General features: G+C 58.3%; 29 protein-coding genes and 1 pseudogene. 8 read left to right on the top strand and 22 right to left on the bottom strand.

What is annotated here, in order from left to right:
• Positions 1–2 precede the first annotated feature (2 nt).
• Positions 3–608: a CPBP family intramembrane glutamic endopeptidase gene (locus MWN76_RS18215; RefSeq protein ID WP_250464106.1), complete on the top strand. Its 606-nt coding sequence runs from the start codon at positions 3–5 to the stop codon at positions 606–608.
• A 23-nt stretch (positions 609–631) separates the two neighbouring features.
• Here MWN76_RS18215 and MWN76_RS18220 read toward each other — a convergent pair whose 3' ends face one another.
• From MWN76_RS18220 to ybaK, 5 genes are all read right to left on the bottom strand, one after another.
• A complete protein-coding gene (locus MWN76_RS18220; RefSeq protein WP_250464108.1) occupies positions 632–1,225 on the bottom strand; it encodes an exopolysaccharide biosynthesis protein in 594 nt (197 codons plus the stop codon).
• 10 nt (positions 1,226–1,235) lie between these two features.
• Entirely contained in the window at positions 1,236–1,577 is a 342-nt protein-coding gene (locus MWN76_RS18225; RefSeq protein WP_250464110.1) for a hypothetical protein, read from the bottom strand.
• A 100-nt stretch (positions 1,578–1,677) separates the two neighbouring features.
• Positions 1,678–4,839 carry an efflux RND transporter permease subunit gene (locus MWN76_RS18230; protein ID WP_250464112.1) on the bottom strand — a complete coding sequence of 1,054 codons (3,162 nt, stop codon included), beginning with the start codon at positions 4,837–4,839 and terminating at the stop codon, positions 1,678–1,680.
• A gap of 158 nt (positions 4,840–4,997) precedes the next feature.
• On the bottom strand, positions 4,998–6,152 hold the full coding sequence (locus MWN76_RS18235; protein ID WP_250464115.1) for an efflux RND transporter periplasmic adaptor subunit: 1,155 nt from the start codon (positions 6,150–6,152) through the stop codon (positions 4,998–5,000).
• A gap of 124 nt (positions 6,153–6,276) precedes the next feature.
• Positions 6,277–6,744 carry a Cys-tRNA(Pro) deacylase gene (gene ybaK / locus MWN76_RS18240; RefSeq protein WP_250464117.1) on the bottom strand — a complete coding sequence of 156 codons (468 nt, stop codon included), beginning with the start codon at positions 6,742–6,744 and terminating at the stop codon, positions 6,277–6,279.
• 225 nt (positions 6,745–6,969) lie between these two features.
• Between ybaK and MWN76_RS21070 the strand changes: the two genes are divergently transcribed.
• Positions 6,970–7,098 (top strand): hypothetical protein, encoded by a 129-nt coding sequence (locus MWN76_RS21070; protein ID WP_284500693.1) that lies wholly within the window; start codon positions 6,970–6,972, stop codon positions 7,096–7,098.
• Here MWN76_RS21070 and MWN76_RS18245 read toward each other — a convergent pair.
• A complete protein-coding gene (locus MWN76_RS18245; RefSeq protein ID WP_250464120.1) occupies positions 7,095–7,991 on the bottom strand; it encodes a LysR family transcriptional regulator in 897 nt (298 codons plus the stop codon). The two genes, MWN76_RS21070 and MWN76_RS18245, sit on opposite strands and share 4 nt — an antisense overlap.
• Positions 7,992–8,087: 96 nt before the next feature.
• Between MWN76_RS18245 and MWN76_RS18250 the strand changes: the two genes are divergently transcribed.
• On the top strand, positions 8,088–9,077 hold the full coding sequence (locus MWN76_RS18250) for an NAD-dependent epimerase/dehydratase family protein (RefSeq protein ID WP_250464122.1): 990 nt from the start codon (positions 8,088–8,090) through the stop codon (positions 9,075–9,077).
• A gap of 4 nt (positions 9,078–9,081) precedes the next feature.
• Here the strand turns inward: MWN76_RS18250 and MWN76_RS18255 are convergent, their stop codons facing one another.
• From MWN76_RS18255 to MWN76_RS18270, 4 genes are all read right to left on the bottom strand, one after another.
• Entirely contained in the window at positions 9,082–9,927 is an 846-nt protein-coding gene (locus MWN76_RS18255) for a DUF72 domain-containing protein (RefSeq protein WP_250464124.1), read from the bottom strand.
• A gap of 201 nt (positions 9,928–10,128) precedes the next feature.
• Positions 10,129–10,617: a DUF6942 family protein gene (locus MWN76_RS18260; RefSeq protein ID WP_250464127.1), complete on the bottom strand. Its 489-nt coding sequence runs from the start codon at positions 10,615–10,617 to the stop codon at positions 10,129–10,131.
• 63 nt (positions 10,618–10,680) lie between these two features.
• A complete protein-coding gene (locus MWN76_RS18265; protein WP_250464129.1) occupies positions 10,681–11,478 on the bottom strand; it encodes a hypothetical protein in 798 nt (265 codons plus the stop codon).
• Positions 11,479–11,615: 137 nt separating this feature from the next.
• Positions 11,616–12,548: a DMT family transporter gene (locus MWN76_RS18270; RefSeq protein WP_250464130.1), complete on the bottom strand. Its 933-nt coding sequence runs from the start codon at positions 12,546–12,548 to the stop codon at positions 11,616–11,618.
• Between the two features lie 96 nt (positions 12,549–12,644).
• Between MWN76_RS18270 and MWN76_RS18275 the strand changes: the two genes are divergently transcribed.
• Positions 12,645–13,598 carry a LysR substrate-binding domain-containing protein gene (locus tag MWN76_RS18275; protein ID WP_250464132.1) on the top strand — a complete coding sequence of 318 codons (954 nt, stop codon included), beginning with the start codon at positions 12,645–12,647 and terminating at the stop codon, positions 13,596–13,598.
• A 44-nt stretch (positions 13,599–13,642) separates the two neighbouring features.
• Here MWN76_RS18275 and MWN76_RS18280 read toward each other — a convergent pair whose 3' ends face one another.
• Positions 13,643–14,197, bottom strand: coding sequence for an AAA family ATPase (locus tag MWN76_RS18280; protein ID WP_250464134.1), 555 nt, complete (start codon positions 14,195–14,197; stop codon positions 13,643–13,645).
• Between the two features lie 181 nt (positions 14,198–14,378).
• Here MWN76_RS18280 and MWN76_RS18285 point away from each other — a divergent pair, with 181 nt between their 5' ends.
• Together MWN76_RS18285 and MWN76_RS18290 are read left to right on the top strand one after the other, a co-directional pair.
• Complete coding sequence (locus MWN76_RS18285) at positions 14,379–14,705, top strand: ArsR/SmtB family transcription factor (protein WP_250464136.1); 327 nt, start codon at positions 14,379–14,381, stop codon at positions 14,703–14,705.
• Complete coding sequence (locus MWN76_RS18290) at positions 14,695–15,198, top strand: SRPBCC family protein (protein ID WP_250464138.1); 504 nt, start codon at positions 14,695–14,697, stop codon at positions 15,196–15,198. The genes MWN76_RS18285 and MWN76_RS18290 overlap by 11 nt, the downstream gene beginning before the upstream one ends.
• A 118-nt stretch (positions 15,199–15,316) precedes the next feature.
• Here the strand turns inward: MWN76_RS18290 and MWN76_RS18295 are convergent, their stop codons facing one another.
• Both MWN76_RS18295 and MWN76_RS18300 read right to left on the bottom strand, forming a co-directional pair.
• Positions 15,317–15,769 carry a hypothetical protein gene (locus MWN76_RS18295; RefSeq protein WP_250464140.1) on the bottom strand — a complete coding sequence of 151 codons (453 nt, stop codon included), beginning with the start codon at positions 15,767–15,769 and terminating at the stop codon, positions 15,317–15,319.
• A gap of 123 nt (positions 15,770–15,892) precedes the next feature.
• On the bottom strand, positions 15,893–16,789 hold the full coding sequence (locus MWN76_RS18300) for a LysR family transcriptional regulator (RefSeq protein ID WP_250464142.1): 897 nt from the start codon (positions 16,787–16,789) through the stop codon (positions 15,893–15,895).
• A gap of 119 nt (positions 16,790–16,908) precedes the next feature.
• Between MWN76_RS18300 and MWN76_RS18305 the strand changes: the two genes are divergently transcribed.
• A complete protein-coding gene (locus MWN76_RS18305; RefSeq protein WP_250464143.1) occupies positions 16,909–17,679 on the top strand; it encodes an NAD(P)H-dependent oxidoreductase in 771 nt (256 codons plus the stop codon).
• A gap of 100 nt (positions 17,680–17,779) precedes the next feature.
• Here the strand turns inward: MWN76_RS18305 and MWN76_RS18310 are convergent, their stop codons facing one another.
• The 6 genes from MWN76_RS18310 to MWN76_RS18330 form a co-directional block, all read right to left on the bottom strand.
• On the bottom strand, positions 17,780–18,127 hold the full coding sequence (locus MWN76_RS18310) for a nuclear transport factor 2 family protein (RefSeq protein ID WP_250464145.1): 348 nt from the start codon (positions 18,125–18,127) through the stop codon (positions 17,780–17,782).
• 46 nt (positions 18,128–18,173) lie between these two features.
• Positions 18,174–18,599, bottom strand: coding sequence for a GFA family protein (locus tag MWN76_RS21345; RefSeq protein ID WP_486635230.1), 426 nt, complete (start codon positions 18,597–18,599; stop codon positions 18,174–18,176).
• Positions 18,568–18,903: a TfoX/Sxy family protein gene (locus MWN76_RS18315; RefSeq protein WP_250464147.1), complete on the bottom strand. Its 336-nt coding sequence runs from the start codon at positions 18,901–18,903 to the stop codon at positions 18,568–18,570. Before MWN76_RS18315 ends, MWN76_RS21345 begins: the two co-directional genes overlap by 32 nt.
• On the bottom strand, positions 18,900–19,310 hold the full coding sequence (locus MWN76_RS18320) for an SRPBCC family protein (RefSeq protein WP_250464168.1): 411 nt from the start codon (positions 19,308–19,310) through the stop codon (positions 18,900–18,902). Before MWN76_RS18320 ends, MWN76_RS18315 begins: the two co-directional genes overlap by 4 nt.
• Positions 19,311–19,479: 169 nt before the next feature.
• Positions 19,480–19,785: a YciI family protein gene (locus MWN76_RS18325; protein ID WP_250464149.1), complete on the bottom strand. Its 306-nt coding sequence runs from the start codon at positions 19,783–19,785 to the stop codon at positions 19,480–19,482.
• Positions 19,786–19,805: 20 nt separating this feature from the next.
• Positions 19,806–20,471 (bottom strand): hypothetical protein, encoded by a 666-nt coding sequence (locus MWN76_RS18330; RefSeq protein WP_250464151.1) that lies wholly within the window; start codon positions 20,469–20,471, stop codon positions 19,806–19,808.
• 643 nt (positions 20,472–21,114) lie between these two features.
• Here MWN76_RS18330 and MWN76_RS18335 point away from each other — a divergent pair.
• Positions 21,115–21,720, top strand: a pseudogene (locus tag MWN76_RS18335) (IS91 family transposase); the annotation flags it as partial.
• Between the two features lie 247 nt (positions 21,721–21,967).
• Here MWN76_RS18335 and MWN76_RS18340 read toward each other — a convergent pair.
• The 3 genes from MWN76_RS18340 to MWN76_RS18350 form a co-directional block, all read right to left on the bottom strand.
• Positions 21,968–22,258: a hypothetical protein gene (locus MWN76_RS18340; protein ID WP_250464155.1), complete on the bottom strand. Its 291-nt coding sequence runs from the start codon at positions 22,256–22,258 to the stop codon at positions 21,968–21,970.
• Positions 22,258–22,623, bottom strand: coding sequence for a hypothetical protein (locus MWN76_RS18345; RefSeq protein WP_250464157.1), 366 nt, complete (start codon positions 22,621–22,623; stop codon positions 22,258–22,260). The genes MWN76_RS18340 and MWN76_RS18345 overlap by 1 nt, the downstream gene beginning before the upstream one ends.
• 85 nt (positions 22,624–22,708) lie before the next feature.
• Positions 22,709–24,157: an SEFIR domain-containing protein gene (locus MWN76_RS18350; protein ID WP_250464159.1), complete on the bottom strand. Its 1,449-nt coding sequence runs from the start codon at positions 24,155–24,157 to the stop codon at positions 22,709–22,711.
• Positions 24,158–24,192: the final 35 nt, after the last annotated feature.

Below are 24,192 nucleotides of genomic sequence, written 5' to 3' on the forward strand. Positions count from 1 at the left end.
TCGTGACGGGCCCGGCAATGAAAGACCCGGACACTTTCGGGCTGGCCATGGGGATCCAGCTGGTCACCCTGTTTATCGCCCTGGCCTGCCTCTATTTCGTCGACGTTGCCGTCTCCTGGTGGGGCGGCGGTGCGTTCGAATCCCTGGCGCTGGGCCTGCTCGGCGCCGCCTTGAGCTACGCCGCGATCCTGGCGCTGACCCGCTCGCCGACCGCACTGGGAGAGCGGCTGCGCGTACTGTGCGGCGCGCTGCACCCGTTTTTCCGCCATTTTTCCTGGCCGCAGATCGCGGCCACCGCGCTGGCCGCCGGTGTCTGCGAGGAATTGCTGTTTCGCGGTTTCCTGCAGCCGTGGCTGCAGGGCTTCACCAGTCCGCTGACGGCGGTTCTGGTGACGTCCCTCGCCTTCGGCCTGCTGCACTACGCCTCGTTTACCTATTTTGCGATCACCACCGCCATCGGCGTGATACTGGGGCTGGCATACTGGTTCAGCGACAGCCTGGTGCTGGTCATCACCTGGCACGCAACCTACGATCTGTTCGCAATCGTCGCGCTGGCCAAGTATCCGCGTTCTCTGGGGATTCCGGTGTCGGAGGAATCGGTGCGATAGCGGCGAGGCACCGACCTGCCGCGCTACATCAACCCCAGTGCGATCACCATTGCCAGCAAGGCGGTAAAAAGAAAGGCCAGTACCGCCAGCAGGCCGTCGTGGGTCACCAGCGCCAGGCCGAAGGCGGTCAGCGCCAAACCGGCGGTGGTCGCGGAGAAGGGGATGATTTCCATTGCCGGCAGGCCCAGCGCGATCACCGCGCAGATGGCGGCGATCGCGTAGGTGCCGGTGCGCCGCACCAGGAAGGTCAGCCGCGGTTGCAGCCAGCGGTCGATAAAGCGCGCCGGCCGGCGCAGCCAGTCCAGCGCTTTCAGCAACTTTTTTTCCGAGATGGAGCGCTTCAGCATCCACTGCGGCAGCCAGAAGTGGCGCCGGCCCAGCAGCAGTTGTACCGCCACCAGCAGCACCAGAATCGCCATCAGCGTGGGAACGCCGGGAATACCGGAAATGGGGGAGAACAGGATGATCCCCACCAGCAACAGCAGCGGCGCGAAGGAGCGCTGGCCCACGGCGCGCACCACCATGTCCAGCGACACGCGCTCCTGCCGCTCGGCAGTCCTGGCGATATGGTCCAGGAGCTGGTGCAGGCTGGCAAACTCCGGTGTGGTTTTGTCCATGGAGTCGGTTCTACCGGGCCTCGCTGCACAATCTGGCAGAGGCGGGCGCGCAGTCGCCGAGACATTTCACTTCGCCATTGCGATCCCCGGCGGCGCCGCCCTCCGGCTTTTCGGAGCACCAGATCTCGCCCAGGTAGTCCTCGGCGCAGTAGCCCACGCCACACACCACTTTGCCGTTGCGGTTTTTCATGGCGCCACCGCCGGCATTGGCGCAGTAGATCTTGCCGTAGACGTCCCTGGCACACTCGCCTTCGCCGCAGCGGACATTGCCCTGCCGGTCCTGTCTGCAGTCGGCGCTGGCGCCGGTGGCAAGAAGGATGCCGGTAAAGAACAGAATTGAGATGCGTATCATGTCGGGCCCCCGGGGCAAGTCAGATGGCTTTCCGGATATCTTCGAACCGGTTTAGTCGGGTCGGGATGGGCATGTGCGCCCAGCAGTTCCCGAGCATATCCTATATATTCTGCGTCCGCCGCGCCCGATCCGCCAGCCGTTGGTGCCAGTTCAGCACGATGACCGTCAGCGCCGGCAGCATGGTCAGTGTCACCACCGTGGCACCGATGATACCGCTCATGACGATGGCGCCCACACCGCGGTACAGCTCGGTGCCGGCCCCGGGCAGGAACACCAGCGGCGCCAGGCCGCAGATGGTGGTGATGGTGGAAATCGCGATGGGTCTCAGGCGCGAGCTGATCGCCTCCCTTACCGCCTCCAGCGGCGGCATGCCGTCCTCGTTCACATTGCTGATGGCGCGGTGCACGATCAGGATCGGGTTGTTGACCACGGTCCCCATCAATATCAGGAAGCCCAGCATCGAAATCATATCGAACGGCTGGTGAAAGCCCTCCAGCCCCATGCCGCGCAGTGCGGCGCCGACCAAGTTGAGCAGGGCCAGCCCGGCGATACCGCCGGCGATGCCCAGCGGTATCGTGGTCATGATCAGCAGCGGGTAGCCCCAGTGGGCGAAGATGGCCACCATCAGCAGGTAGACGATCGCCAGCGCGACGATATAGTTGCCGCCCAGGGATTCCCGCGTGGCATCCAACTGGTCGGCTGCGCCGGAAATCGTCAGGTTGACACCGGCCGGTACCCGGCCGCGATCCTTCAGGTGCCGGACCAGTTCCGTCCCGACCCGCTCGACACCGGTCTCGAGTGCCACCGAGCGCGGCGGGATGATATTCAGCGTGACCGTGCGCCGCCCGTCCACGCGCCGCACGGTGCTGGTGTCCACCGTCTCCACCGTCCGCGCCAGTTCCGACAGTGGCAGCACGCGGCCCGCCGGTGTGTAGACGAAAATATTCTGCAGCGTTTCCACCGTGGCCGCCGGCCCCCGGCGGTTGTACAGATACATATCGATCTTGTCGTCGTCGAGGAAAAACTCGTTGACGAAGGCCCCGTCGGTCAGCGCCGCCACGGTATAGCCGATATCCTCCGCACTCATGCCCACTTCCGCGGCCCTGTCCCAATCGGGGGTGACCTGCAGCAGCGGCTGCGCCAGCGACAGGCTGGAGGGCCGCGTCTGGATGCTCGGGTTGTCGAAGATTGCCTCGGCGCGGCTGTAGGCGGCGCGCGCCACGCTGTACAGATCGGCCAGGTCGGGCCCGGAAATATCCAGGTTGACACTGCGGGTGCCGCCATCGTTGCTGCTGATGATCGAGCCGCGCGCGGCGAAGGCGCGCATGCCCGGGTAGCTCTCGTATTTCTCCACGATCGCCTGCATCAGTTCGTCGATATGCGACGGATCCCGCGATTCGGAAATAATGCGGATACTCTGCGGCGTCACGCGCAGGTTGAGGTATTTCATCGGTGGTACCGCGATTTCACCGCTGTCGAAGGCCTCCGGCGCCCGCCCGACAAACGGCAGGAAATATTCCTGCAGTTCAGTGGCGATCTGTTCCATCGTCGCCAGGTTGTAGCCGGGCGGTGCGTTCATGGTGGCGAAGGTCTTGGCCTCCTCGCCCTCCGGCAGGTATTCCGCCGGCGGCGTCAGGAACACGACGATGGCGAGGCTCGCGGCGACGGTGACGCCGATGGTATAGAGCCGCCGCGCGGGCGTCTCGATCAGCCGGCCGATGCCATCGAGCACGGCGTTGCGCGACCGGCTGTGGGAAATGGCCGCGGCCCTGGCGCCGTCGAGGGGCAGTCGCGCGCTGGCGGTGGGAATCACCGTGATCGCCACCAGCATCGATACCAGGATCGACGACGAAATGGCAATGGCGATATCGGAATACAGCTGGCCCGCCTCCTCGGCGATAAACACCACCGGCAGGAATACCATCACCGTGGTCAGCGTCGATGCCAGCACTGCCGGCCACACCCGCTGTACGCCGGCAACGGCCGCCTTCAGCCTGTCGAGACCGCGGCGGCGCTCCAGCTCGATGCTCTCCAGCACCACGATACTGTTGTCCAGCGTCATGCCGATGGCGAACGCCACCCCGGCGAGTGAAATCACATTGATGGTGCGCCCGGCGATCAGCAGGCCGATAAAGGCGGCGATGGTACAGATCGGAATACCCACCACGCCCAGTGCCGTGGCGCGCAGGGACCGCAGGAAGGCGTACATGATGGCGGTGGCCAGCAGGGCACCCAGCAGCAGGTTTTTCCAGACATTGAACACGGAATCCTGCACATAGGTGACATCGTCCGCCGTCAGTTCCAGAATCATGCCGCGCGGTTCCAGCAGCTCGGCGTTGATCTGTTCCACTGCCTTCATCATCGCCCGCTTGATGGCGATCACATTGGAGCCGCTCTCGCGCCGGATCGACAGGCTGATCACCGGTCGCCCGTCGACGTAGGAATTGCTGCGGACCTTGAAGTGGTCGAGGGACACCCCGGCCACATCGCCGAGCCGCACTATGCCGTCGCCACTGCGCTGCAGGACCATCCCGCGCAGTTCGTCCAGATCGCGGAAGCGGCCCAAGGTGCGCAGCAGGTAGCGGCGCTTGCCGCTCTCCACTTCGCCGCCGGAGATATCGCGGTTGCGGGCGTTGATGGCTTCGCGCACATCGTTGATGTTCAGGTTGCGCTCCGCCAGCCGCTCGGGCATCAGCCGGATCTGTATCTGCCGCTCGGCGCCGCCGCCCACGTCCACCTGTGCCACGCCGGGCACGCCGGACATGCGCGGGCGCACATTGTCCTCGACATAGTCGCGCATCATGTCCATATCCAGGTTGCGCGGGTTGCCCGGCAGCGGCGAGATGCGGAAATACATGAATGAGTTGGCGGAAAACGAGGTGGCGTAGACCCGCGGCTCGTCGACATTTTCCGGGTAGGAGGGCACCTGGGTCAGGGCGTTGTTGACGCGGATCAGTGTCTCGGTGATATCCACACCGAACGGGAATTCCAGTTCGATCTCCGCCGTGCCCAGGTCAGCGGTGGATTGCAGCTCCTGCAGGTAGGGAATATTGCGCAGGTACTCCTCCTGCTCGATCAGGATTTCCTTTTCGATATCCTGCGGTGTGGCGCCGGGCCAATTGGTCTGGATGGAGATGGTGCGCACCTCCAGGTCCGGGATCATCTGCACCGGAATCCGCAGCGCCGCCACCACGCCGAGAATGGCGATGATCATCACCGTGACGGTGACGAGGATGCCGTTGCGGATGATTTGTTCAAACATGCTTTTCCCGGTTGGCACTCTGAGTTCTTGTAGGATGGGCAAAGCGCAGCGTGCCCATCCTACGGCCTGCAATTCCGTAGGAGCCTGCCTGCAGGCGAAAAGAACCGAGCCCGGACCCATTCGCCTGCAGGCAGGCTCCTACAAAAAACGCTGCGGCTTTAGCGGGCCTTTCGCAGGATCACCTGCTGCCCTTCCTGCAGGCTCTCGTTACCCTGGGTAATCACAACCTGGCCGGCCTCGAGCCCGGAGCGGATCTCGATCAGGCCGTCGAAACTGAGCCCGGTGGAAATCGGTTGCTCGCGCACCGTGGCGGCTTCATCCCAGCGGCTGAATGTCTCCACCACCCAGACGGTGATGCGCCCGTCCGGGTAGCGCAGCACCGCGTCGCGGGGCACGGCGATACCGCGTCGGTCGGTGCCCAGCAGCAGCGTGGCGGATACGGACATACCCGGGATCAGTTCCGGCGATTCCCGCCCGGTGATTTCGGTGCGCAGCAGAAAGGTGCGCGCGCCGCTGGTGCTGAGCGGCACCTTGTACTGCACATTGGCCTTGTAGGTTTTGGCGGCCTGGATCCGGTTGTCGCCGGTGTCGAAGCGCACTTCCAGCGGCGTCCCGGGATCGATACGGGAATAGAAACGCTGCGGCACCTGGAAGTCCGCGCGCAGGCGGTCGGCGGATACCAGCTCGAACAGTTCGGTGCCGGGCGATACCCATTCGCCCAGTTCCGCCGCGCGGCTGCTGATGGCGCCGCTGAATGGCGCCTCGATACGGTGGCGCTGCAGCAATGCCTCCTGGCGCCGGGCCTCGATCTCTGCGGCGCGCAGTTCGGCGTTGCGGATACGCACCTCCGACGCCCGGGATTTCACCTCGGTCTCGGCGATATGGTTGTCGCCCACCAGCCGCTGCGCCTCGCCCAGGCGCCGGCGGGCGTCGGCCAGGGCCTCGCGGCTGCGTTCGACCTCGGCCAGCGCCGCATCGCGGGCGATTTCATTCAGCTCCGGGTCCAGCTCCAGCAGCGGCTGGCCCTTGTCCACACGGTGGCCGATATCGGCGTGGATGGCGCTTACCAGTCCCTCCACTTCCGTCGACAGCGCGGCCTGTCGCGGCGGCGTCAGCGTGCCGGTCACCGGCACCGGTTCCACGATCGGCCGCGCGGAAACCGGTACCGCCTCGACGGTAATCGCGGCGTTGTCGTTCTCCTGGGCAAAAATTAACGGCGGGGGAAAAGCGCAGGCGACAAAGGCCAGGCCCAGTAGCGGGTGGGTAAGGGAGCGGTTGGCACTGTCGCACTGCATCAATCGGATTGCTTCCATCCATTTCCGAAAGTGTCCGACTGAGGATACACAGCCGGTTGAGTCACGTCACAGGTTTTACGGTGAGATCCCGCGGTGGATCACCGGGCGACTGTCGCAAAAACCTCACTCCCGCACTGCCCGGCTATTGGCACAGGGTTGCGTAGCGGCCGCCGGTCAGTTTCTTCAGGTCTTCCGGCGCCAGCTCTATTTCCAGCCCGCGGCGGCCGGCGCTGACGTAGACGGTCGGGTGGCCGGTCGCGGAGTCGTCGATAGCCGTTCGCAGGCGTTTCTTCTGTCCCAGTGGACTGACGCCTCCCAGAATATAGCCGGTGGAGCGTTCCGCTTCCGATTTGTCCGCCATGGTGGCCTTCTTGGCGCCGAAGGCTTTCGCCGCCAACTTCATGTTCAGCATGGAGGAGACGGGCAAAACCGCTACCGCCAGCTCCCTCCCATCCAGGCTCAACACCAGTGTCTTGAATACCTGCGCCTCGGCCAGGCCCAGTTTTTCGGCGGCCTCGGTGCCGTAGGACGCGCTCGAGGGATCGTGGGCATACTCGTGCACCCGGTGTGTGATTTTGTGCTTTTTGGCGAGATTGATCCCCGGTGTCATGGTTCCTTTCCTTTCGGGATATCGGTGGATGGGTGGCATATTTTACCGGTTCTGGAGCGGTACGAATTCAATAGTTTGGTGAAATCAATTTATTTCTATATATAAATTTTTGCTATCCACCTGAGTGAGAGAATCCATTTCAAACGCGGGGGGGGCCATCTCTATTCTGCCCGGGTATCGGAGACAAAACCGGACAATTGAAAACCCCAATTAAGGAGCCAGAGAATGAAAACCGTCATCTCCATCGTAAACCGATCCGTCCGCGATTACGGCCGGCCGGCGCAGGCGGCCGAGTGCAACTACAGCGACAATTACTACGGCGACCAGGTCTGCGTGCTGCGCCGCAGCGCTTAGTCCGGCGCAAGGTACTGTTGCAGCCCGGTTGCAAGCGCATCGAAGGCCGCGCGGCAGGGTGCGCTGTTGCGCAGGTCCTCGTGCATGGTCACCCAGGTTTCCATCGGCAGGCTGAAATGCTCCGGCAGTACCCGGACCAGCCGCCGGTCCCTGCTCGCCAGCGGCACCTGGCAGGCGCCGATACCGGCCCCGGCGCGGATCATTGCCAGCTGCGCCAGGTCACTGTCGGCGCTCAGGACAAAGCGTTCCCGATCGAACCCGGCGGGCAGTTTCCTGGCGGCCTGGCGGATGAAATCAGTCTGCTGGTCGAAGCCGATCAAGGCGTGATCCACCAGCTGTTGAGGCTGATCGGGGCAGCCGTGGCGGCGAAGATAGTCCTCGCGGGCGTGCAGCCCCACCTCTATTTCCCCGATCCGGCGCGCCACCAGTTGCGTCTGTTGAGGGCGGAACATGCGCACCGCGATATCGGCCTCCCGGTGTAGCAGGTCCTGTGGCCGGTTGGACAGCACCAGTTCCAGCCTCAGTTCGGGAAAATCATTGCGCAGCCCCGCGAGAATGGTCGGGAGTACTTCCACTCCGACCACTTCGCTAGCGGTAACGCGCACCACGCCGCGCACGCCCGTCCCCTGGTTTGCCGCCGCCCGCTGTAGCGCCGCGGCCGTCTTTGCCATCTCTTCCGCGTGAAGCCGCAGCGACTCCGCCGCCTCGGTCGGCAGCAGGCCGCCCTGTGAACGGACGAACAGCGTGAGCCCGAACGATTTTTCCAGCGCGGCGATATGGCGCCCGACGGTGGGCTGGGTCACGCCCAGGGCGCGCGCCGCGGCGGACAGCGAGCCCTCCCGCAGGACACCGAGAAACGAGCGATAGAGTTCCCAACCGATATCGTTAGCCATACATAAATGTATGGCTGATCATACTATTTAGTCAATTCCGTTTAGATGGGCAGGGCCGTAAGCTCCGTCCGTCAGTCACCTTTGAGGAATTGAAAGATGAATAAACAGCAGACAGCACTGGTGCTCGGGGCGACCGGCGGTATCGGCGGCGAAGTGGCGCGGCGACTGTGCGATACCGGCTGGACCGTGCGGGCGCTGCGGCGCAGCGTAGCCCCGGAGCAGGACTGGGGGCAGGGGATAACCTGGCTGAAGGGAGATGCGCTGAATCCGGGCGACGTCGAAGCGGCCGCGGAGGGCTGTTCCGTCATTGTGCACGCGGTCAATCCGCCGGGTTATCACAACTGGGCGGGCCTGGTTCTGCCGATGCTCGACAGCACACTGGCCGCGGCACGGAAAACCGGCGCTTCGATCCTGTTGCCCGGAACCGTGTACAACTACGGTCCCGATGCCTTCCCCCGACTGACGGAGACATCGCCGCAACAGCCCCGGACCCGCAAGGGCGCCATCCGGGTCGAGATGGAGCAGCGCCTGCGGGATTACGCCCAGAGTTGGGGTGGGCAGCGCGGCGCGCGCGTGCTGGTGGTACGGGCCGGCGACTTTTTCGGTCCGCGCGCCGGCAACAACTGGTTTGCGCAGGGCCTTGTCCGGCCCGGCCGTGCGGTAACGGTGATCGACAACCCCGGCCGCGCCGGTGTCGGCCACCAGTGGTCCTATCTGCCGGACGTGGCCCGCGTCGCGGTGGAACTGCTGGAGCGCCGTCGGGATCTCGAGCCCTTTGCCTGTTTCCACCTCGGCGGACACTGGGATGCCGACGGTACCGGGATGGTCGAGGCGATCCGCGATGTGGTGATACGCGAAACCGGGCGGGCCCCGAAAATCAAGGCGTTCCCCTGGTGGCTTGCCAGGCTGTTCGCTCCCTTCCAGGAAACCCTGCGCGAACTGATGGAACTTCGCTACCTGTGGCAGCAGCCGGTCAGAATGGACAACACCAAGCTGGTCTCGCTACTGGGCCGGGAACCGGTGACGCCGCTGGAACAGGCGGTGGAGGAGACGCTGCGGGGGCTCGGCTGTCTGCCCGAGAACTGATGCACTAGAACAATCCCATCTGCGGCTTCTGCTCGTCGAGTTCCAGGGGCTGCAGTTGCGGCAGTCGCTCGCCCAGCAACTGGTTCCAGAGCGACGCGATCGACAGGGCATCGCCTTTTTCCGGCATATGCATGAATACAAACGGCCGCTGGCCCTGCTCGATCCAGGTACCGACCCGGTCGACCCAGGGCGCCAGAAAACGGCGGTTGCTTTCCAGCTCCGGGTGGCCGATATAGCGGATGACCGGGGGCGCCTCGACCGGCAGCAGGTGCACCGGTACCTGCGGTTTCTTGCGTTGCGCATCGCGTGTGGCTTCACTGTCGGGGGCCGCGCTGAACAGTGCGCGGCTGTCGAGGCACACGCGGGCGATATTTCTTTCGCGCAGTCCGCGGTTCAGTGCCCGCTCCGCGTCCCCCTTGCTGAAAAATGCTCTGTGGCGGACCTCGACGGCGCAGGTCAGCGGCGCGGGCAGGGCGTCGACAAATCGCCACAGGTTGCCCAGGTACTCGGGACCGAATGACGCTGGCAGCTGCAGCAGGAACGGGCCCAGCACATCTTCCAGCGGCGCGACAATATCCAGGAAGGCCCGCACTTCGGCACGGGGCCCGGCCAGCAACTGGTCGTGGCTGACCTGCCGCGGAAACTTGAGCAGGAAGCGGAAATCGTCGGGTACCTGCGCGCGCCACTGACGGCACTGCTCGCGAGTCGGGGTGGCGTAGAAGGTCGTGTTGCCCTCGACGCAGTTCAGGACACGGCTATAGCGTTCCAGCGGGCTGGCCCCGGCCGGCAGCCGCGCATTCCAGCTGGGATGCTGCCACTGCGGGCAGCCGAGAAAGTAGGGGAGTGTCATGGTACGGCGATCGGCTCCGGTGAAATTCAGCGATCTGGGTCGGGCGCATTCTACCGGTTTGCCGACGCAGGTCGAACGGGGCCGGGCTCAAGCGTCGTAACTCAGATTTCGGAGTTCGGTATTAAGGACCGATAGGCGTAGCCCGAAGAATCCGGGATAGGGTTGCGGCTTGACACCACCATCCGGGCTACGCCCTGGCAATCACTGCGAACCCCGAAACCTTAGGTCGTAAAATCCCCGTCTGGCCAGCGCCGAGCGGATACGGCTTACCAGTGCATTGCTGAGTTGCCGGTAGTCGGGGTAGGGCGTCAGCAGCAGGCGCCGGTCCGGGTCGATGGATACGCCGGGGCTGTCGGCCAGCGGTTGCGCCCTGTGCTGCAGTGCGGAAAAACGCCGCAGGTTGTCCATGCCGCCGATCCAGTGCCAGGCAGTGGTATTCACGAGCTCCGGTGCAAAGCACAGCGCCGCGCGCCGGAACAGCTCTTCATCCCGGAACCGCCGCCAATCGTCCGCATCGGGGCTCGCGATCTTGGCCAGCAGTGTCACTATCTTGCGCCAGTGGTTGGAGTTGGCGGCAACCAGCGCTCGCGCATCGGGTGCCGCCACGAGTTCTGCCAGGCCGTATGGGCGGTGGGGCAGGTAGAGAAGCAGCCGCGGGTGGCGGCTGCCGAGGTAGTCGGGTTCGGGCATGCTGTTGGATACTTGCTGACGGGCGCCCGTATCCGCGATGGGAAAATCGGGTACGGGCTTGTCTCAGATGGCCTTGTCTGCCTGTAAATTTATATATTCGTTCCAGTAGTCCTTGTTGACGGTCCAGAATTTCTCGAAGGCAAATGCATTGATTGCCATGGTTCCGGAGTTTTCCTGGGCTTCTTCCCAACGGGGCCGCTTTATCTTTTCCGTCGAAGCGTACTTTATGCCCAGCCTTGAGACCGCATAGACAACGGGTTTCAGGCAGGATCCGCAGGGAGGCTTGCAACCACCGAGATAAACGTCACCGGTAGAGCCATGCTGAGGGCCGATGGCATAAGCGTATATGAGTTTCTGCTCTGCGTGGACATTCGTCTCTCCATTTTCCACCGGCGGATTACCGGTGATGAAAACGATACTGGAAAAAGGAACCTTGCTGCTATCCCGTTTTATCTTGTGTTCAATGACCTGGCCGGGGAGGTCATCAGTGGCCCTGAAATCTGTCATCACTTCCCGTTCGTCATCGACGATATGGGCGAGTGTCGACATGGCGGACAGCGCGGTAAAATTCCTGGGTCTCGCACGCCCCTCCCGCCGATCGACCAGCCGTCTGTTCTGGTTTAGCTGCGTCAGGTCTACGTCCCGAATCCTGTCGAGAATCTGGTGAATCGAGGTCAGGTTATTCTGCACCAGCCAGGACTTGAGCGCCCTTGAATTTTCATCGTTATTGCAGGCAATCCACAGTACGTTGTTGCCCACACGCAGGCATTGGGTCTCCTGGGCGTTCTGCCTGATGATTTTAGTCAGGACAATATTCAGAAAGAGTGATACCGCGATCACCTGTTCCCCGGCAGTCATCATAGTGAAATTCCTTTTAATAGTGGGTCCGTGCGCATCGGGCTTTCATTCTATGTGGGGGGACGGATGAAAGCCAGGATACCGACCCGAGGCACACCGGCGAATCATCCATCGACATTGCCGCGCGCGAAACCGGGCCCTTATCGCGTAACCATCAGAATACCCAACAGGATGACTCCCCCTCCGAACACAAAGTTTGCCGTCAGCGGCTCGTTCAGCAGCAGGGCCCCGAACAGCACCCCGAATACCGGCGACAGGAAGGAAAAGACACCGAGCTGCGAGGCCCAGTAGCGGCGAAGCAGGGCGAACCAGAGCAGCAGGGCGCCGAACGAAATCACCAGGGTCTGGAAAGCCAGGCTGGCAATGGCCGCGGTGGAGAAATGGATCGATGCGAGGTCGCCCAGCAGCCATCCCGCCGGCAGCAGCAACAGTGCGGCGGTTCCCAACTGGTAGAGCACGGTCTGCTCGGCGGGTGCCTCGGAAAGGGAGGTGCCGCGGAGCACCAGCGTGGTCGCCGCCCAGGACAGGCCCGCCAGCAGGCCCAGCAGGTCGCCGAACAGGATATCGCCGGTGTCTCTGATAGCGGTTGTCGGCGCCATGGCAAACACCATGCCGAGGAAGGCCAGGCCGATGCCCCACCACTGACGTCGCGCCAGCTGCTCGCCGGGCACCAGGAAATGCAGCCCCAGCGCGGCGAATACCGGCGCCGTATAGAGGAACACCGACATATGCGAGGCCAGGGTGTAGTTCAGCCCCCAGGCGACAAACAGGAATTCAAGGGTAAATCCCACACCGACCAGGAATCCCGGCCCCAGCTTGTGCAGGTCGCGCAGGCGGACGCTGCGCCAATACACCAGCACACCCACCAGCCCGAACGCCATCGCCGAGCGCAGCGCTATCTGTGCCAGCGGCGGGATATCCGCGGCCACCGCCTTGATCGCCACCTGCTGCAGGCCCAGCGCCAGGCAGAAGAGTGTCATCAGCAGGCCAGCCGTGGTATCGACCGGCTTGCGGCTGTGAGCTGGGGTCACTGTCGGGCGGGGCCGGGATACGGCCGATCTGGAGGAATTCAAAGCACTCTCCTTGGGTCAGGGCTGGGCATTCAAGCATTTGCCGGGTCGCCCAACAACCGATTAATCTGCTGCCCTAGGCTCAGGAAAACTCAACCTATGAAAATCGAGAGACTGCCCCTCAATGCCCTGCGCGCCTTTGCCGAGGCGGCCCGCAGTGGCAGCTTCAAGGCCGCCGCCCACCGCCTGGGCGTGACGCCGGGCGCCGTCAGCCGCCAGATCCGGCAGTTGGAAGAGCGGCTCGGGGTACCGCTGTTCGAGCGCCACGCGAATGGCGTCAGCGTCAATCGGGCCGGGCGCCTGCTGGCCGAGGACGTGGACGCCGGCCTGGCGCGGATCGCCAGCGGCGTGCAACTGGTTGCCGAGCGCCCGCGCGAGACCGCCACGCTGGTGATCAGCGCGCCGCCGTCATTCATGCAGCTGTGGTTGCTGCCGCGCCTGAACGCCTTCGAGAAGCGGGAGGACGATATCGAGATTTCCCTGGATGCGGACCAGAAGTTGACCCCGCCGATCTGGAATGCGGGCAGTGCGAGGCTGTCGCTGCGCTATGGCCGGGGGCCCTGGCGCGGGGTGCGCAGTATCCGCCTGTTCGAGGATCAATTGGTTCCAGTCTGCGCCCCGGGCCTGCTGGCGCAGGCGCCGATCCGCAAGCCGGAGGATATGCTCGACCACCAGCTGCTTACCGTCGAATGGAGTTCACAGCAGAGCCGCGAGCTTCCCGGCTGGAAGGAATGGTTTACAGCCGCTGGCGTAACGGACACACAGGAAATGGCCCAGAGACAGTATTCCCTCTACAGCCTGGCTCTCGACCAGGCCATCGCCGGTCGCGGTGTGATGCTGGCGACCTATCCGGTGGTGGCCGACCGACTCGCCACCGGCGTCCTGACACGACCCTTTGGCTCGCGCTACACGCTGGAATCACCTTTCACCTACGACCTGATCCTGCCGGCATCCGGCGAAGCACCAGCGGTGGTGGGGCGGTTTGTGGACTGGTTGATCGAGGAGGCTGCGGGCTTTCGGGCGGATTGGGAGGGGAAATCTGCTGTCTCGTGATACAGGCCGGCCAGGAAGCGGGTTAATCTGAGACCGCTGCTCCACTAGCGCTGGAGCCTGCCGAAGGCCTGGTGCACTGTATCCAGGATAAACTCACAGCGGCGCGCAACATCGACGCGTGGCACCTCGACAGCCTGGTAGCCCCAAAGTGTATACCATCGCTTCATGCCTTCGAAGACTGCAACTGCCTCCTCGAAGGTCTGGTCCCGCTCCGAGTCTGTACAGTAGATCTCTTCCCATGGAGGTAGCAGAAATACCTGCCTGTTGTACTCGAACTCCCTGACGTAGTTGGCGATTGAGGTGCGGGACAACGCGGAAACCACATCGAGCATATACAAAGCGTCCAACACCCCGCGGTCGTAGAACATCGGCTCTCCGTTCTCTGTATCGTATCGCCGGTATTGTGCAATGTCTTTTCTGAGTATCTCGTTTGCAAAAATGGTGGGTTCCGAACGGGGAGGCAGGCTCTGGGAGAGTCTCGTTTGGATTATCTGTCGCGCTGATTCCGGGACGACACGGTAACCTCGTGCCGCGAGACTGTTCAGAAGTGTTGTTTTTCCTGCACCCGGTCCGCCGGTCAGTGCGTATTTTGAATTCATGGTTGATACCGTATGGGGGATCTGGTGCCAGATATCAGACCTTCGATTGACGGGGATTCTGTCTGATTCCGGTGGCCCGGGATTAGCTGGAAGTGGGTCATGTAACTGCTCCAATTACTTGCGCAACCACTTGGTTGCATATATGCTGGCAGCCAATCAGTTGCATATTAAGTGCGGAGCAATGAAGCGAGATATCTTCCAGGCAATAGCGGACCCGACACGAAGAGCCATTATGGTGTTGATCGCCTCCCAGGCGATGACACCCAATGCGCTCGCAGAACATTTCGAGATCTCGCGGCAGGCGACCTCAAAGCACGTCCGGATACTCGACGAGTGCGGCCTGGTGGAGCAAATGAAGTCCGGCCGGGAAATCCATTACCAGCTCAGGCTGGAGAAAATGCAGGAAATTGACATCTGGCTGGAGCAGTTCCGAAAACTGTGGCAAGACCGCTACGAAAATCTCGACAACCTTTTGGCCGACCTCAACGGAGAGAACGATGACAACTGATCTTCAATTCGACTTTCTTGTAGATAAACAACAAAACACCATCACGATCAGAAGGGAATTCGCGGCAAAGCGCGAACTGGTATGGGATTGCTATACAAAGAGTGAACTCCTCGACCGGTGGTTTGCCCCAAAACCACTGAAAACCAAAACAAAATCCATGGATTTCAGGGAGGGCGGCCATTGGCACTATGCCATGGTGGATCCGGATGGCAATGAGTATTGGGGTATCATGGATTATATAACCATCCAGCCAATCGAGAATTATACAGCTCTTGACGGGTTCTGCGATGATTCCGGAAAGTTGAATCCGGAGCTGCCCAGGGCGAGGTGGGATGTAACCTTCACTGAGGCAGAAGATCACGCTTTCGTGGAAACCCTGGTTGCCTACAATACGTTGGAAGATCTGGAAAGTGTGATCAAGATGGGTATGGAAGAGGGGTTGACCTCCACTCTCGAGCGCCTGGATGAGCTCCTCCTGACCTTCCAGAAGTAATGACAACCGTACGATAAAGTAGCTCCTTCTGGAGCTACTTTTAGTCAGCGCCTATTGAGGGGAGCACAGCTATACAGGTTATTTTTTTCGAGGCCGTCCAGTCCTCGAAACAGCGTGTCTATCCCAATCCATTCCACCCTTTTCCAGATCGCCAGGTTTCGAACCCATTGGTCGCCGCCGAATGGAATCCTTCCACATAGCAATTGTTGGCAGGTATGGAGCCCTTGAATGCCCAGGCTCCATTGGTGGATTTGCCTTTTGGAGGACCCACGTGTCCGTTGTCCCCACCCAATGTTCCGCTGAGAAAGGCGCCGGATTCGGTCAAATGATTCCACCTGATGCGAACCAGAAAGCAATTTCCAGCAGATTCGATTCCCATCCGTCCGTTGACTCCCATGGAACTGTTGTCCCATAGAAAGACATGCAGGTGATGCTCCAGGCGTAATGACCCTGCGGCAAGTTGAAAGCCTCGTTGTTCGGCTGTCTGGATTCCGTTCGCGGCAATATCTGCCCTCAGTACATCGAGCCCCAGATTGTTCTTGTCAATGCAGACATGTGTGTATTCTTTCACGGCTTCCTCCTGAAATTGATTCTGTCCAAAGTATTTCGTTTATGTGCCTATCGGGAAATGTGACTCGATGCCGGTAGCCAAGCGCAGACAATCCCATGAAACGGCGTGGAGGCGACAAGAAACTCAGGCCTCCAGGCAACTCCCCATCTGCTCGCGAACCCAGCGATGTGCACCATGTCCATGGTTGCGCTCGTGCCACACCATGCCCACCGAGAACCCGGTGGAAACGGCGGGCGCCTTGACCAGCTTGAGGTCGGTACGCCCGGCAACCAGGCGCCATGGTACCAGTGCCACCAGGTGCGACCGTGCAACCATCTCCGGGACAAACAAAAACGACGCGACCGATAGTACCACGTTGCGCGTATGGCCCAGTGCCTGGAGAGCCTGATCCACCGGAGTCAGAAAATCGCCACCGCTGAGTGAGACCACTATATGCTCCAGCCGGGCATACTCCTCGAGTGACATGTTGTCGCCCAACTGCGGGTGGCCCAGCCGGCCGACCAGCACATAGTGTTCGTCATACAGGTGTCGGGTGCGCAGGGTGGGGGGCGCTTCATCCGGTGTCATCAGCGCAAGGTCCACCTCGCCCCGCACCATCTGGCTTTCCAGCCTGGGCGGTTCCAGGTTGCGTATGGCAAGCCTGATCCCGGGCGCCTGCTGTCTCAGCTTCTGTATCAGTGTCAGGCCGATGACACTCTGGAGATAGTCGGTACAGGCAATGGTGACAGTCAGCTCCGCCAGCGCCGGGTCAAAATGCCGATGCGTTACCACCGTATCCCGCACCTGGTCCAATGCCTGGCGCAGTGGCGTCAGCAGCTCCTGCGCCATGGTGGTTGGTGTCATTCCCCGCTGGGCCGGAATCAGCAGCGGATCATTGAACATATCCCGCAAACGGTTCAGCTGGGCGCTGACGGCAGGCTGGCTGAGGTGGAGGCGCGCAGCGGCCCTGGTGACATTCCGCTCTTCCAGCAGGGCCTCCAGCGTCGCCAGCAAGTTGAGGTCGAGCCGTTTGGTATCCATTCGTTGGATAGTAGGACATAAAACAACTGATTTCACTGATAGCCTGTTCCGGCACACACTATCAGCCGTATCGATCACACCGGAATATCCCGAAAGCCACCCTGTAATAGGATGAAATCATGCCCAAGACAGTATTGATAGTATATGCACACCCGGAACCTACGTCATTGACCCGCCAGTTTGTTGCCGCAACGGAACAGACACTTGAAGGGCAGGGCCATACCGTATTGCAGAGCGACCTGTATGGCATGGGCTGGAAAGCCACCTTTGATGGACAGGACTTCCCCTGCCGGGTAAACCGCGATCGGTTAGCGTATATCGAGGAGTCGGGACACGCCTACACCACGAATCGGCAAACCGCCGATGTCGCAGCGGAACAGCGCAAGCTGCTTGCGGCCGATGCGGTCATACTGCAGTTTCCCCTCTGGTGGTTTGGTATGCCGGCCATCCTGAAGGGCTGGATAGACCGGGTGTATGCCTACGGCTTCGCATACGGATACAAAGGCGAGGGCAATCGCTACCGGTATGGCGACGGCATTCTGAAAGGCAAGCGCGCCCTGCTGTCGGTAATGGTGGGTGGCCCGGCAACTGACTATTCGCCCCGCGGTATCAACGGCCCGCTGGAGGAGCTGTTGTTCCCCATCACCCACGGTGCTCTGTTTTTCCCCGGCATGGAAGTGTTGCCGACCCACGCTGTCTATGGAACCGGCAACCTGCCAGCAGCGACGGCAGATAGGGAGTTGTCAGCCTGGCGCGATCGCCTCGCGCATATCTTCGACGAGCCGCCCATTCCTTTCCGGCGCCAGAACAGCGGGCAGTATCAGCAGAATATCCTCGTCGATCATATCGCGGAGGGACGGACGGGGCTGGCCATTCATATCGACGATTGATATTGCCTGTCGGGATGGTTGAGCCGTCCTGCGGACGCTCTGGTGCATCATGTACAGACGCGGTCTGCCCGGTTCGGAGGCTCGCTGCAGGCCAAAAGCCTCAGCCACAATAGGATTCGATACGGCGAACCCGATTGCATTTGACTGAGGTGAACTCGATAACGTGGCAGAATCGCTGCTCGCCGCTGGTTCCGTTTACGGCGCCCACTTTTCCATGGGACATCACGCGGTCAACAGCCACTTCAGCCGGCATATCCAGGTTTCCAACCTGCTCAAAGATGGTTTCGGCGGTAGCCACTGTACCGCCGCTGTGATTCCATACCGAATCAGGATCCAGGACTTTTAAAAGGAAGCCTGTGTCCCGGGTTTCCAACGCCACAGCGATATCCTCCACCATCCTGTTCTTGGGCGAGTTACCGCAGTCGGAACTGCGTTTTACCTGTGTCATGCATGTGTCTCCACGAAGCCTCGAACACCTGACGTTCAGCCGCCTGCTAGAGGCTGCGACCATCGACCTGCTTTACGGGCAGCTCCGATATGTCGAACTCTGCAAAACAGCGCACATTTATAGCGGCCATAAAGTTACCGGAGCGGTCTTTTCCAATTCCAAAAGGAGCGCATCCGCAGACGCTACAAAAATGATGGTTGATGGCATGTCTATTGAATGTATAAGTACCCAGATCCCGTTCCGGAGTATGAAGGTGCAGCTTCTCCCTGGGAATGAACCAGAGCAAATAGCCTTTCCGGCTACAATGAGAGCAATTGCATGATATGACCTCTTCGGGGTATCCCTCGGCTTCAAATGTGATGCGGCCACAATGGCAACTTCCACTATGCATGATTATCTCCTCCACTATACGATGGGAAAATTCGGTTGACAGATCGTTGTCAGCGCTCTTTTGGCGGCAATGATTCGACATATGATAAGGCCTGGTCGATCCAGCGCTTCAGCGAGTGCTGCGTGCGCACGGAATCGGCATCTACATAGACCCAGCCTCGATACTCATGTCCACGCATGACGACCGTACGGCAACCATTCTGAGCTATCGCCTTATCATGAAGCTCGGGATCGATACGACACATGATACGTTCAGGGCGGCATCCAATACATAAATTGCCATTGACAAGGAACCCCATGCTACCGAACATGCGTCGCTCTGTAACATTGGGGACCTGGGAGAATGCTTTCCTGACGCGGCTTAACAGTTCCTCTTCGCTACTCATTCTTTACTTTCAACGTGACTTTTAAAATTGTTCAGGATGCTGAGCCAACCCTGCCTTTGCTGCTCTGCTGAGTTTTCGTCCTCCGCTTCAAAAGTCTCTGTAACCCTGACGCCATCTCCGGTTTCCGTGAACTCGACTTTCACTTCCCGGTCATCTCCAAGATGGAAATGGATACTTTTTTGAGGGCTGACCTTGGTGAATATACCCTCGAAATCGAATCCAGCGGATCCATCCCTGGCTTCCATCCGATAGCTAAATTGGCCGCCTTCTTCAAGCTTTATCTCAGCCCTGGGACAACACCAATCTGAAATTGCAAAGTTCCACTTGGTGATATCTTCAGGCGTCACCCAGGCATTCCAAACTCTGTCCAGAGGTGCTTCTATTTCTGTTGCTATTGAAATTTTCATATTAACCAATATTTTTTTCTTAATGCTCGATCGCCTTAATTCTGATACAGCCCCAGAAGGTTATCGAATGTAACAAGCGAGAATCGACACCTTCCACTGTATCCAATCTGGATAGTACCAGCACGCTTGCGGCAGATCTCGCCGTATAGCTTGGCTGTGAGCCGGTCGATCAGATTTCGGGATCATAGTGGAATTCACGAAGTTCCTGTGGACAGCGGCAGGCTTCGGCGATCTTTGCGGCCCACTGGACCGCGGCTTCACGCGATGGGAGTTCCAGCACGCAGAAACCGCCATCGAGCTCCTTGGTCTGCGGATAGGTATCGTTGGTGGCGGTGCCATCGGCAGCAACCATCAGCGGCGCGACATCTGCGTTGATACCACCGCCAAATATGTAGACACCGGCATTCTTTGCCTCGCGTATGACTGCATGCGAATCTTCGCTGGCAGCGGCCCAGTCTTGGTCGGGGGTGTCCACCCGCCCTTACCCGATTATGTCTATTGATAGAACCCATAGCGTGACTCCATAAATTTCATCAGTTTTTCAACCGCGACAGAAACGGATTCCATTGACTTTTTCAGCAAGTCGTAAGACACATCAATGCCGCCAGAAGTTATTGATACCCCTATATTTCTATCAATCAATCTTTCAATTCCATCTTGGTGCTCTTTCGATAGAGCTTCGAATACGCCATTTGCATGTGCTACGCAATTACGGACTTTAGATAAGTCAGAAAATTCCTGCTCAAACTGAGTATTAAAATGAAAGTCGTAGTTCAATATATGCCTAAGGTATTTATTGAATTTTTTAACCTTAGTTTTTCGACTGTCCAAATCTCTCAAAGATAAGCCAGCCCCTTCTCTCGTTTTTGCATAATTCAACAACCTCACAACTGAACTCTCAAACGCTGTGTGTATTGTTACCAAGAACGGCAGCTTAATGAGCCTAGGGAACTCCTCTTCCGCAATATCATATACATGCGAGTATTCATGATATTCACAACCTAGGTATTTGCCTCGCTCGTTTAAAATGTACTGCTCCCCAATTTCATGCACACCGGACTCCAGATGCGCTAAGTAATCCTTCAGAATGCTTAACTCAACCTTGACATCGATTCCTGGGTAATTGAAATCGACATTGAACTCTGTCGGTAGCTTTACCATATTTCTCTCATGACATAACGCCGCGTGCAAGGGCGCGAGCTTGCGAGCGTCCCACCGACGCTTGCGGCGGTGTACGCCCGACATGGGCATGAACTAATAGGGTGAAAGTCCCCTGTAGGAAGATCACCGTTTATTTAGTATCCAAGATGCTATTAAACGTCAACTACTAGCGAACGGCAAGGGCCGACCCGCGAGGAGCGGTCTGGAGGAAGCCACTAGCAAAACTGCAAGCCGACGGACAGAAACATCATATAAGGCCTAGCCTGGAGGCGAGTCAGCACCAGATGACGAAGCCACGTGATCTAACGGGCAGGGTAAATGATGCGGTTGTGCAGTGAAAGTCCATGTTCTTATTCGGGGAGATCTGCTCATCGGGCGATCGGTCAATCGCCAGTAAGGCTCTGGCTAATAAGTGCCTTGGCCCCTTGGAGTGTATCGCCCAAGGGGAGCGAATCCGATACAAACCGATAGCGCCGGGCCGGGTAACCGGTCCGGTGAATGAGCAGAAGTCAGCAGACGGCATAGTAGCCCAAGGTTCAGCGTAATGGCCGGGACATGGTGAAGGCCGGAACCTGTAGATCAGTGAGGAGTCTGTGCAGCTCAGTTGTTCCATGCCCGGCCGGGCTGAGGGGAGCTGGCGCAAACCCGTCGGCTGGGCTACCACCCACACTGTCACATCGTGGTGCCCGGCGGCGCTGTGGGTCGTCGTCGGCGGCAGTGGAAGACGGTAAGAGGTCAATACCTGTTCAATGGCCAGGCCCTCGCCAAGGTCTTCAGGGCGCGGTTTCTGCAAGCCCTGAGAAAGCAGGGCTTCGAGCCGCCGGCAACGCCTGCCAGCTGGGTGGTGCAGTGCCAGAGTGCCGGCAGAGGCCAGCCCGCTTTGGAATACCTGTCCAAATATCTCTACCGCGGGGTCATCAGCGAGAAGCAGATTCTCAGTGACCGCGATGGCGAGGTCACCTTCCGCTACATCGAGAGTAAAACGGGCCAATCCAAAACCCGATCCCTGCCGGGGGCCGACTTCCTGTGGCGGGTACTGCAACACGTTCTGCCAAAGGGCTTCCGGCGGGTGCGCGATTACGGCTTTCTACACGGCAATGCCAAGCGGTTGCTGCGGCTTGTCCAGATGGCGCTCCGGGTTGTGATCGACACGCTCAAGCTCAGGGAAAGGCCGGTATTGCGCTGTCCGCGCTGCCGTTCGCCCATGCGGTTTGTGCAGGTGTTCAGACCGGGCTGGCTATCGGGGTAACCCACGCGCCCGGCCAAACAGTGGACATGCACCAATAAGGAGGGAACAGCGCTTCATGTACAACTGAATCCGTTCTATTCTTGGCCAAGAAAAGCCAAGGACCCCGCTCGGCCAGAAAAAAGTATCCATCAACGCATCAGGCCATCCTGCCTCATTTTTGAAAAGATATTTTCCTATAGAGAGTCATCAGACAGCTCCGGGCTTGTTCAACCAATCGGATAAGGTCGCGGCTGCGCGCGACCTATCCTTATTCGTTAGATTCTGGTGCATGCTCACACTTTTCTAAGAAATGCCAACTTTCACCAGTTAATTCACCCCAGTACTCATTACCCAGCTTAGTAATCATGTGACGTCCTATCGAAGGATAGTGGTGCTTAATAGCTTCTTGTATTTCTTTGGCTGTATGATTTGAGAGAATATAGATACAAGAAATCATGTCGTAGCGCCACGTATATACCTCTGGGAGTTGATCGAGAATTTTTACGAGCTTTTCACGCTCATCTGCGCCGCCATTAAATATAAAAATAAACGATTTCATTACTGCTGATCCTCCAACATCTGGCCCAAATCTGGAGGCGTGATTAATTCTGTGTCATTAACTGGTGATGGCAAGGCCTGACCTTTTTGCTGCATATACTCTAGTGTTTGTTTTCGAATCTGATACTCCTCCGACTGAAGCTTGTCTCGATCAACAAACAACAGGATCAGAAATCCAAGCATTGCGGTTACTACAGGACCACAAACTAAGATAACCAGCCAGATCGGAGTAGGATTTATAAATTGAATTGCAACAAGACCAGGGATTGAAACAATTGCGCAAAGCCACAAGATTGGGTTTAACGCACTCTTTACTGTGAGCTTACCCCCTGCATCAATCGCTTTAGCCGCGATGTTTTCCCTCATTCCGATATTTACTCCAATTTGAATCTAACGCCGTGCTCTGGGGCAAACCGAAGCGCAGCGTAGGATTGTCCCTAGCAGCACTTTGTTATGCACGTGTGCACAGATTCTCATAGTTCATTAACTCTAAAGGAGCGATCCTATCAAACTGCCATTTTGGAACGTATATAGAGTCATTTTTTATGCCTTCAACAATTGGCTCCAGTTCTGTTTTCTTACTTATACCCAAAACTGGAGCTAGGCGGCTAAAGTACCCTATGGATTCAGATCTAAGGAAAATCTCAAACGTACCACCATGAAATGACTTGAAAACAAGTGTTTCTGGCCACCATTCTTGCCTTCGTTCCTCCTTAAGCCCTTGTAATGCTTCCGCCAGATACAAAACAAAATCTGCTTGCATTATAGTATTAAATGAAACCCCTGAATCTGTGCACCTCTCCTTGATCATATCTGCATGAACTGATAATCGTTGAAGTTTTAAGCGGCTATTTCGATGGTTAAGAGATTCGAGATAATTTCGAAATACACCGAATGATGCCATGGTGCTACGTCCATAACGATCATCCATTTCAATGTAATATCGCTGATTCAGCAAGTATGCGACGATATCGAATCTTTCATATTTTAGGAAAACTGAAACGCATAAGATGAAAGATTCTTGTATGATGAATTTCAGATTGTCCCAGTCCCACTTGTGCCAGGAATTAACGCCCTCTGGCCTATCGAGAAATGGTACCAGAGATTCGAAAAATTTATGTATTACCGAGGCTGAAGCCGTCGTTTGATCATATTGTGCAATAGCACCAAAAACCTCTGCTAATTCATTCCGGGCAGGAATGAATTGTTCAATGCTATCAACTACTTTTTCATCAAAATCATTAGCTCCATTGCTTGGTTCCAACCTAAACCGTGAAAGGTTAACTGAGAATAGGTTAAAGTACTCACCCAATGCTCCATGCGCATGCGAACGGTTATTTTTTATTGCTTCCACTAATCTTCGAAACGCAACCGATGTGCCTAATGAAACTTGTTCTTCTTTGTCCAAGAATGCGGGTTTCTTTCCTATCTCAGGTTTTACATTTAATGGCTTGTCGTAAATCCACCTCAATAACTGCTCAAAGTTTTTTCCATAGAGCTCGTCATCCGACAGATCAATGTAAATTCTTGATTTATAAAATACGGGAAGTTTTGCTTTCCCTTCTGGATTTCTGCTTGCTATTACAGCAACAAACTTATTTTGATCGACACTCTCATAGACCTCGGCTGAGATAATTTGGGTCTCCGTTCCTACACCACCTTTTCTCGAGTTGGCTCTATCGCTATATTGCTCGTCAATGACCAAGATGACCTTCTTGATTTCTTCATCCGAAACCATTTTCTCCATAAATGCGTTTGCATCATTCCCTTCTTTCAGATCCCATTTATCTAATATTACGTCCACTCCGTTCTCTCGGAGCTCAGTACCAAGCCGGAGAACCCAGTCTTCATGTTCGGGACTCGACCAACAATATGAAATGAATAACTTTGGTTCAGACATGCTTCAAATCTTGCCTCAATTTTTGATTTAGTGCA

This window comes from Microbulbifer litoralis (genome assembly GCF_023634065.1).
Taxonomy (GTDB): Bacteria; Pseudomonadota; Gammaproteobacteria; order Pseudomonadales; family Cellvibrionaceae; genus Microbulbifer; species Microbulbifer litoralis.

Coding starts and splice junctions, on each gene's coding strand:
- MWN76_RS18225 (WP_250464110.1), bottom strand. CDS start 1,577: ATGATACGCATCTCAATTCTGTTCTTTACCGGCATCCTTCTTGCCACC.
- MWN76_RS18255 (WP_250464124.1), bottom strand. CDS start 9,927: ATGACACTCCCCTACTTTCTCGGCTGCCCGCAGTGGCAGCATCCCAGC.
- MWN76_RS18310 (WP_250464145.1), bottom strand. CDS start 18,127: ATGACACAGGTAAAACGCAGTTCCGACTGCGGTAACTCGCCCAAGAAC.
- ybaK (WP_250464117.1), bottom strand. CDS start 6,744: ATGACACCGGGGATCAATCTCGCCAAAAAGCACAAAATCACACACCGG.
- MWN76_RS18285 (WP_250464136.1), top strand. CDS start 14,379: ATGAAGCGAGATATCTTCCAGGCAATAGCGGACCCGACACGAAGAGCC.
- MWN76_RS18340 (WP_250464155.1), bottom strand. CDS start 22,258: ATGAAATCGTTTATTTTTATATTTAATGGCGGCGCAGATGAGCGTGAA.
- MWN76_RS18260 (WP_250464127.1), bottom strand. CDS start 10,617: ATGCCCGAACCCGACTACCTCGGCAGCCGCCACCCGCGGCTGCTTCTC.
- MWN76_RS18220 (WP_250464108.1), bottom strand. CDS start 1,225: ATGGACAAAACCACACCGGAGTTTGCCAGCCTGCACCAGCTCCTGGAC.
- MWN76_RS18330 (WP_250464151.1), bottom strand. CDS start 20,471: ATGGTAAAGCTACCGACAGAGTTCAATGTCGATTTCAATTACCCAGGA.
- MWN76_RS18315 (WP_250464147.1), bottom strand. CDS start 18,903: ATGAGTAGCGAAGAGGAACTGTTAAGCCGCGTCAGGAAAGCATTCTCC.
- MWN76_RS18300 (WP_250464142.1), bottom strand. CDS start 16,789: ATGGATACCAAACGGCTCGACCTCAACTTGCTGGCGACGCTGGAGGCC.
- MWN76_RS18350 (WP_250464159.1), bottom strand. CDS start 24,157: ATGTCTGAACCAAAGTTATTCATTTCATATTGTTGGTCGAGTCCCGAA.
- MWN76_RS18345 (WP_250464157.1), bottom strand. CDS start 22,623: ATGAGGGAAAACATCGCGGCTAAAGCGATTGATGCAGGGGGTAAGCTC.
- MWN76_RS18290 (WP_250464138.1), top strand. CDS start 14,695: ATGACAACTGATCTTCAATTCGACTTTCTTGTAGATAAACAACAAAAC.
- MWN76_RS18235 (WP_250464115.1), bottom strand. CDS start 6,152: ATGGAAGCAATCCGATTGATGCAGTGCGACAGTGCCAACCGCTCCCTT.
- MWN76_RS18320 (WP_250464168.1), bottom strand. CDS start 19,310: ATGAAAATTTCAATAGCAACAGAAATAGAAGCACCTCTGGACAGAGTT.
- MWN76_RS21070 (WP_284500693.1), top strand. CDS start 6,970: ATGAAAACCGTCATCTCCATCGTAAACCGATCCGTCCGCGATTACGGC.
- MWN76_RS18305 (WP_250464143.1), top strand. CDS start 16,909: ATGCCCAAGACAGTATTGATAGTATATGCACACCCGGAACCTACGTCA.
- MWN76_RS18250 (WP_250464122.1), top strand. CDS start 8,088: ATGAATAAACAGCAGACAGCACTGGTGCTCGGGGCGACCGGCGGTATC.
- MWN76_RS18230 (WP_250464112.1), bottom strand. CDS start 4,839: ATGTTTGAACAAATCATCCGCAACGGCATCCTCGTCACCGTCACGGTG.
- MWN76_RS21345 (WP_486635230.1), bottom strand. CDS start 18,599: ATGTCGAATCATTGCCGCCAAAAGAGCGCTGACAACGATCTGTCAACC.
- MWN76_RS18265 (WP_250464129.1), bottom strand. CDS start 11,478: ATGATGACTGCCGGGGAACAGGTGATCGCGGTATCACTCTTTCTGAAT.
- MWN76_RS18245 (WP_250464120.1), bottom strand. CDS start 7,991: ATGGCTAACGATATCGGTTGGGAACTCTATCGCTCGTTTCTCGGTGTC.
- MWN76_RS18275 (WP_250464132.1), top strand. CDS start 12,645: ATGAAAATCGAGAGACTGCCCCTCAATGCCCTGCGCGCCTTTGCCGAG.
- MWN76_RS18280 (WP_250464134.1), bottom strand. CDS start 14,197: ATGAATTCAAAATACGCACTGACCGGCGGACCGGGTGCAGGAAAAACA.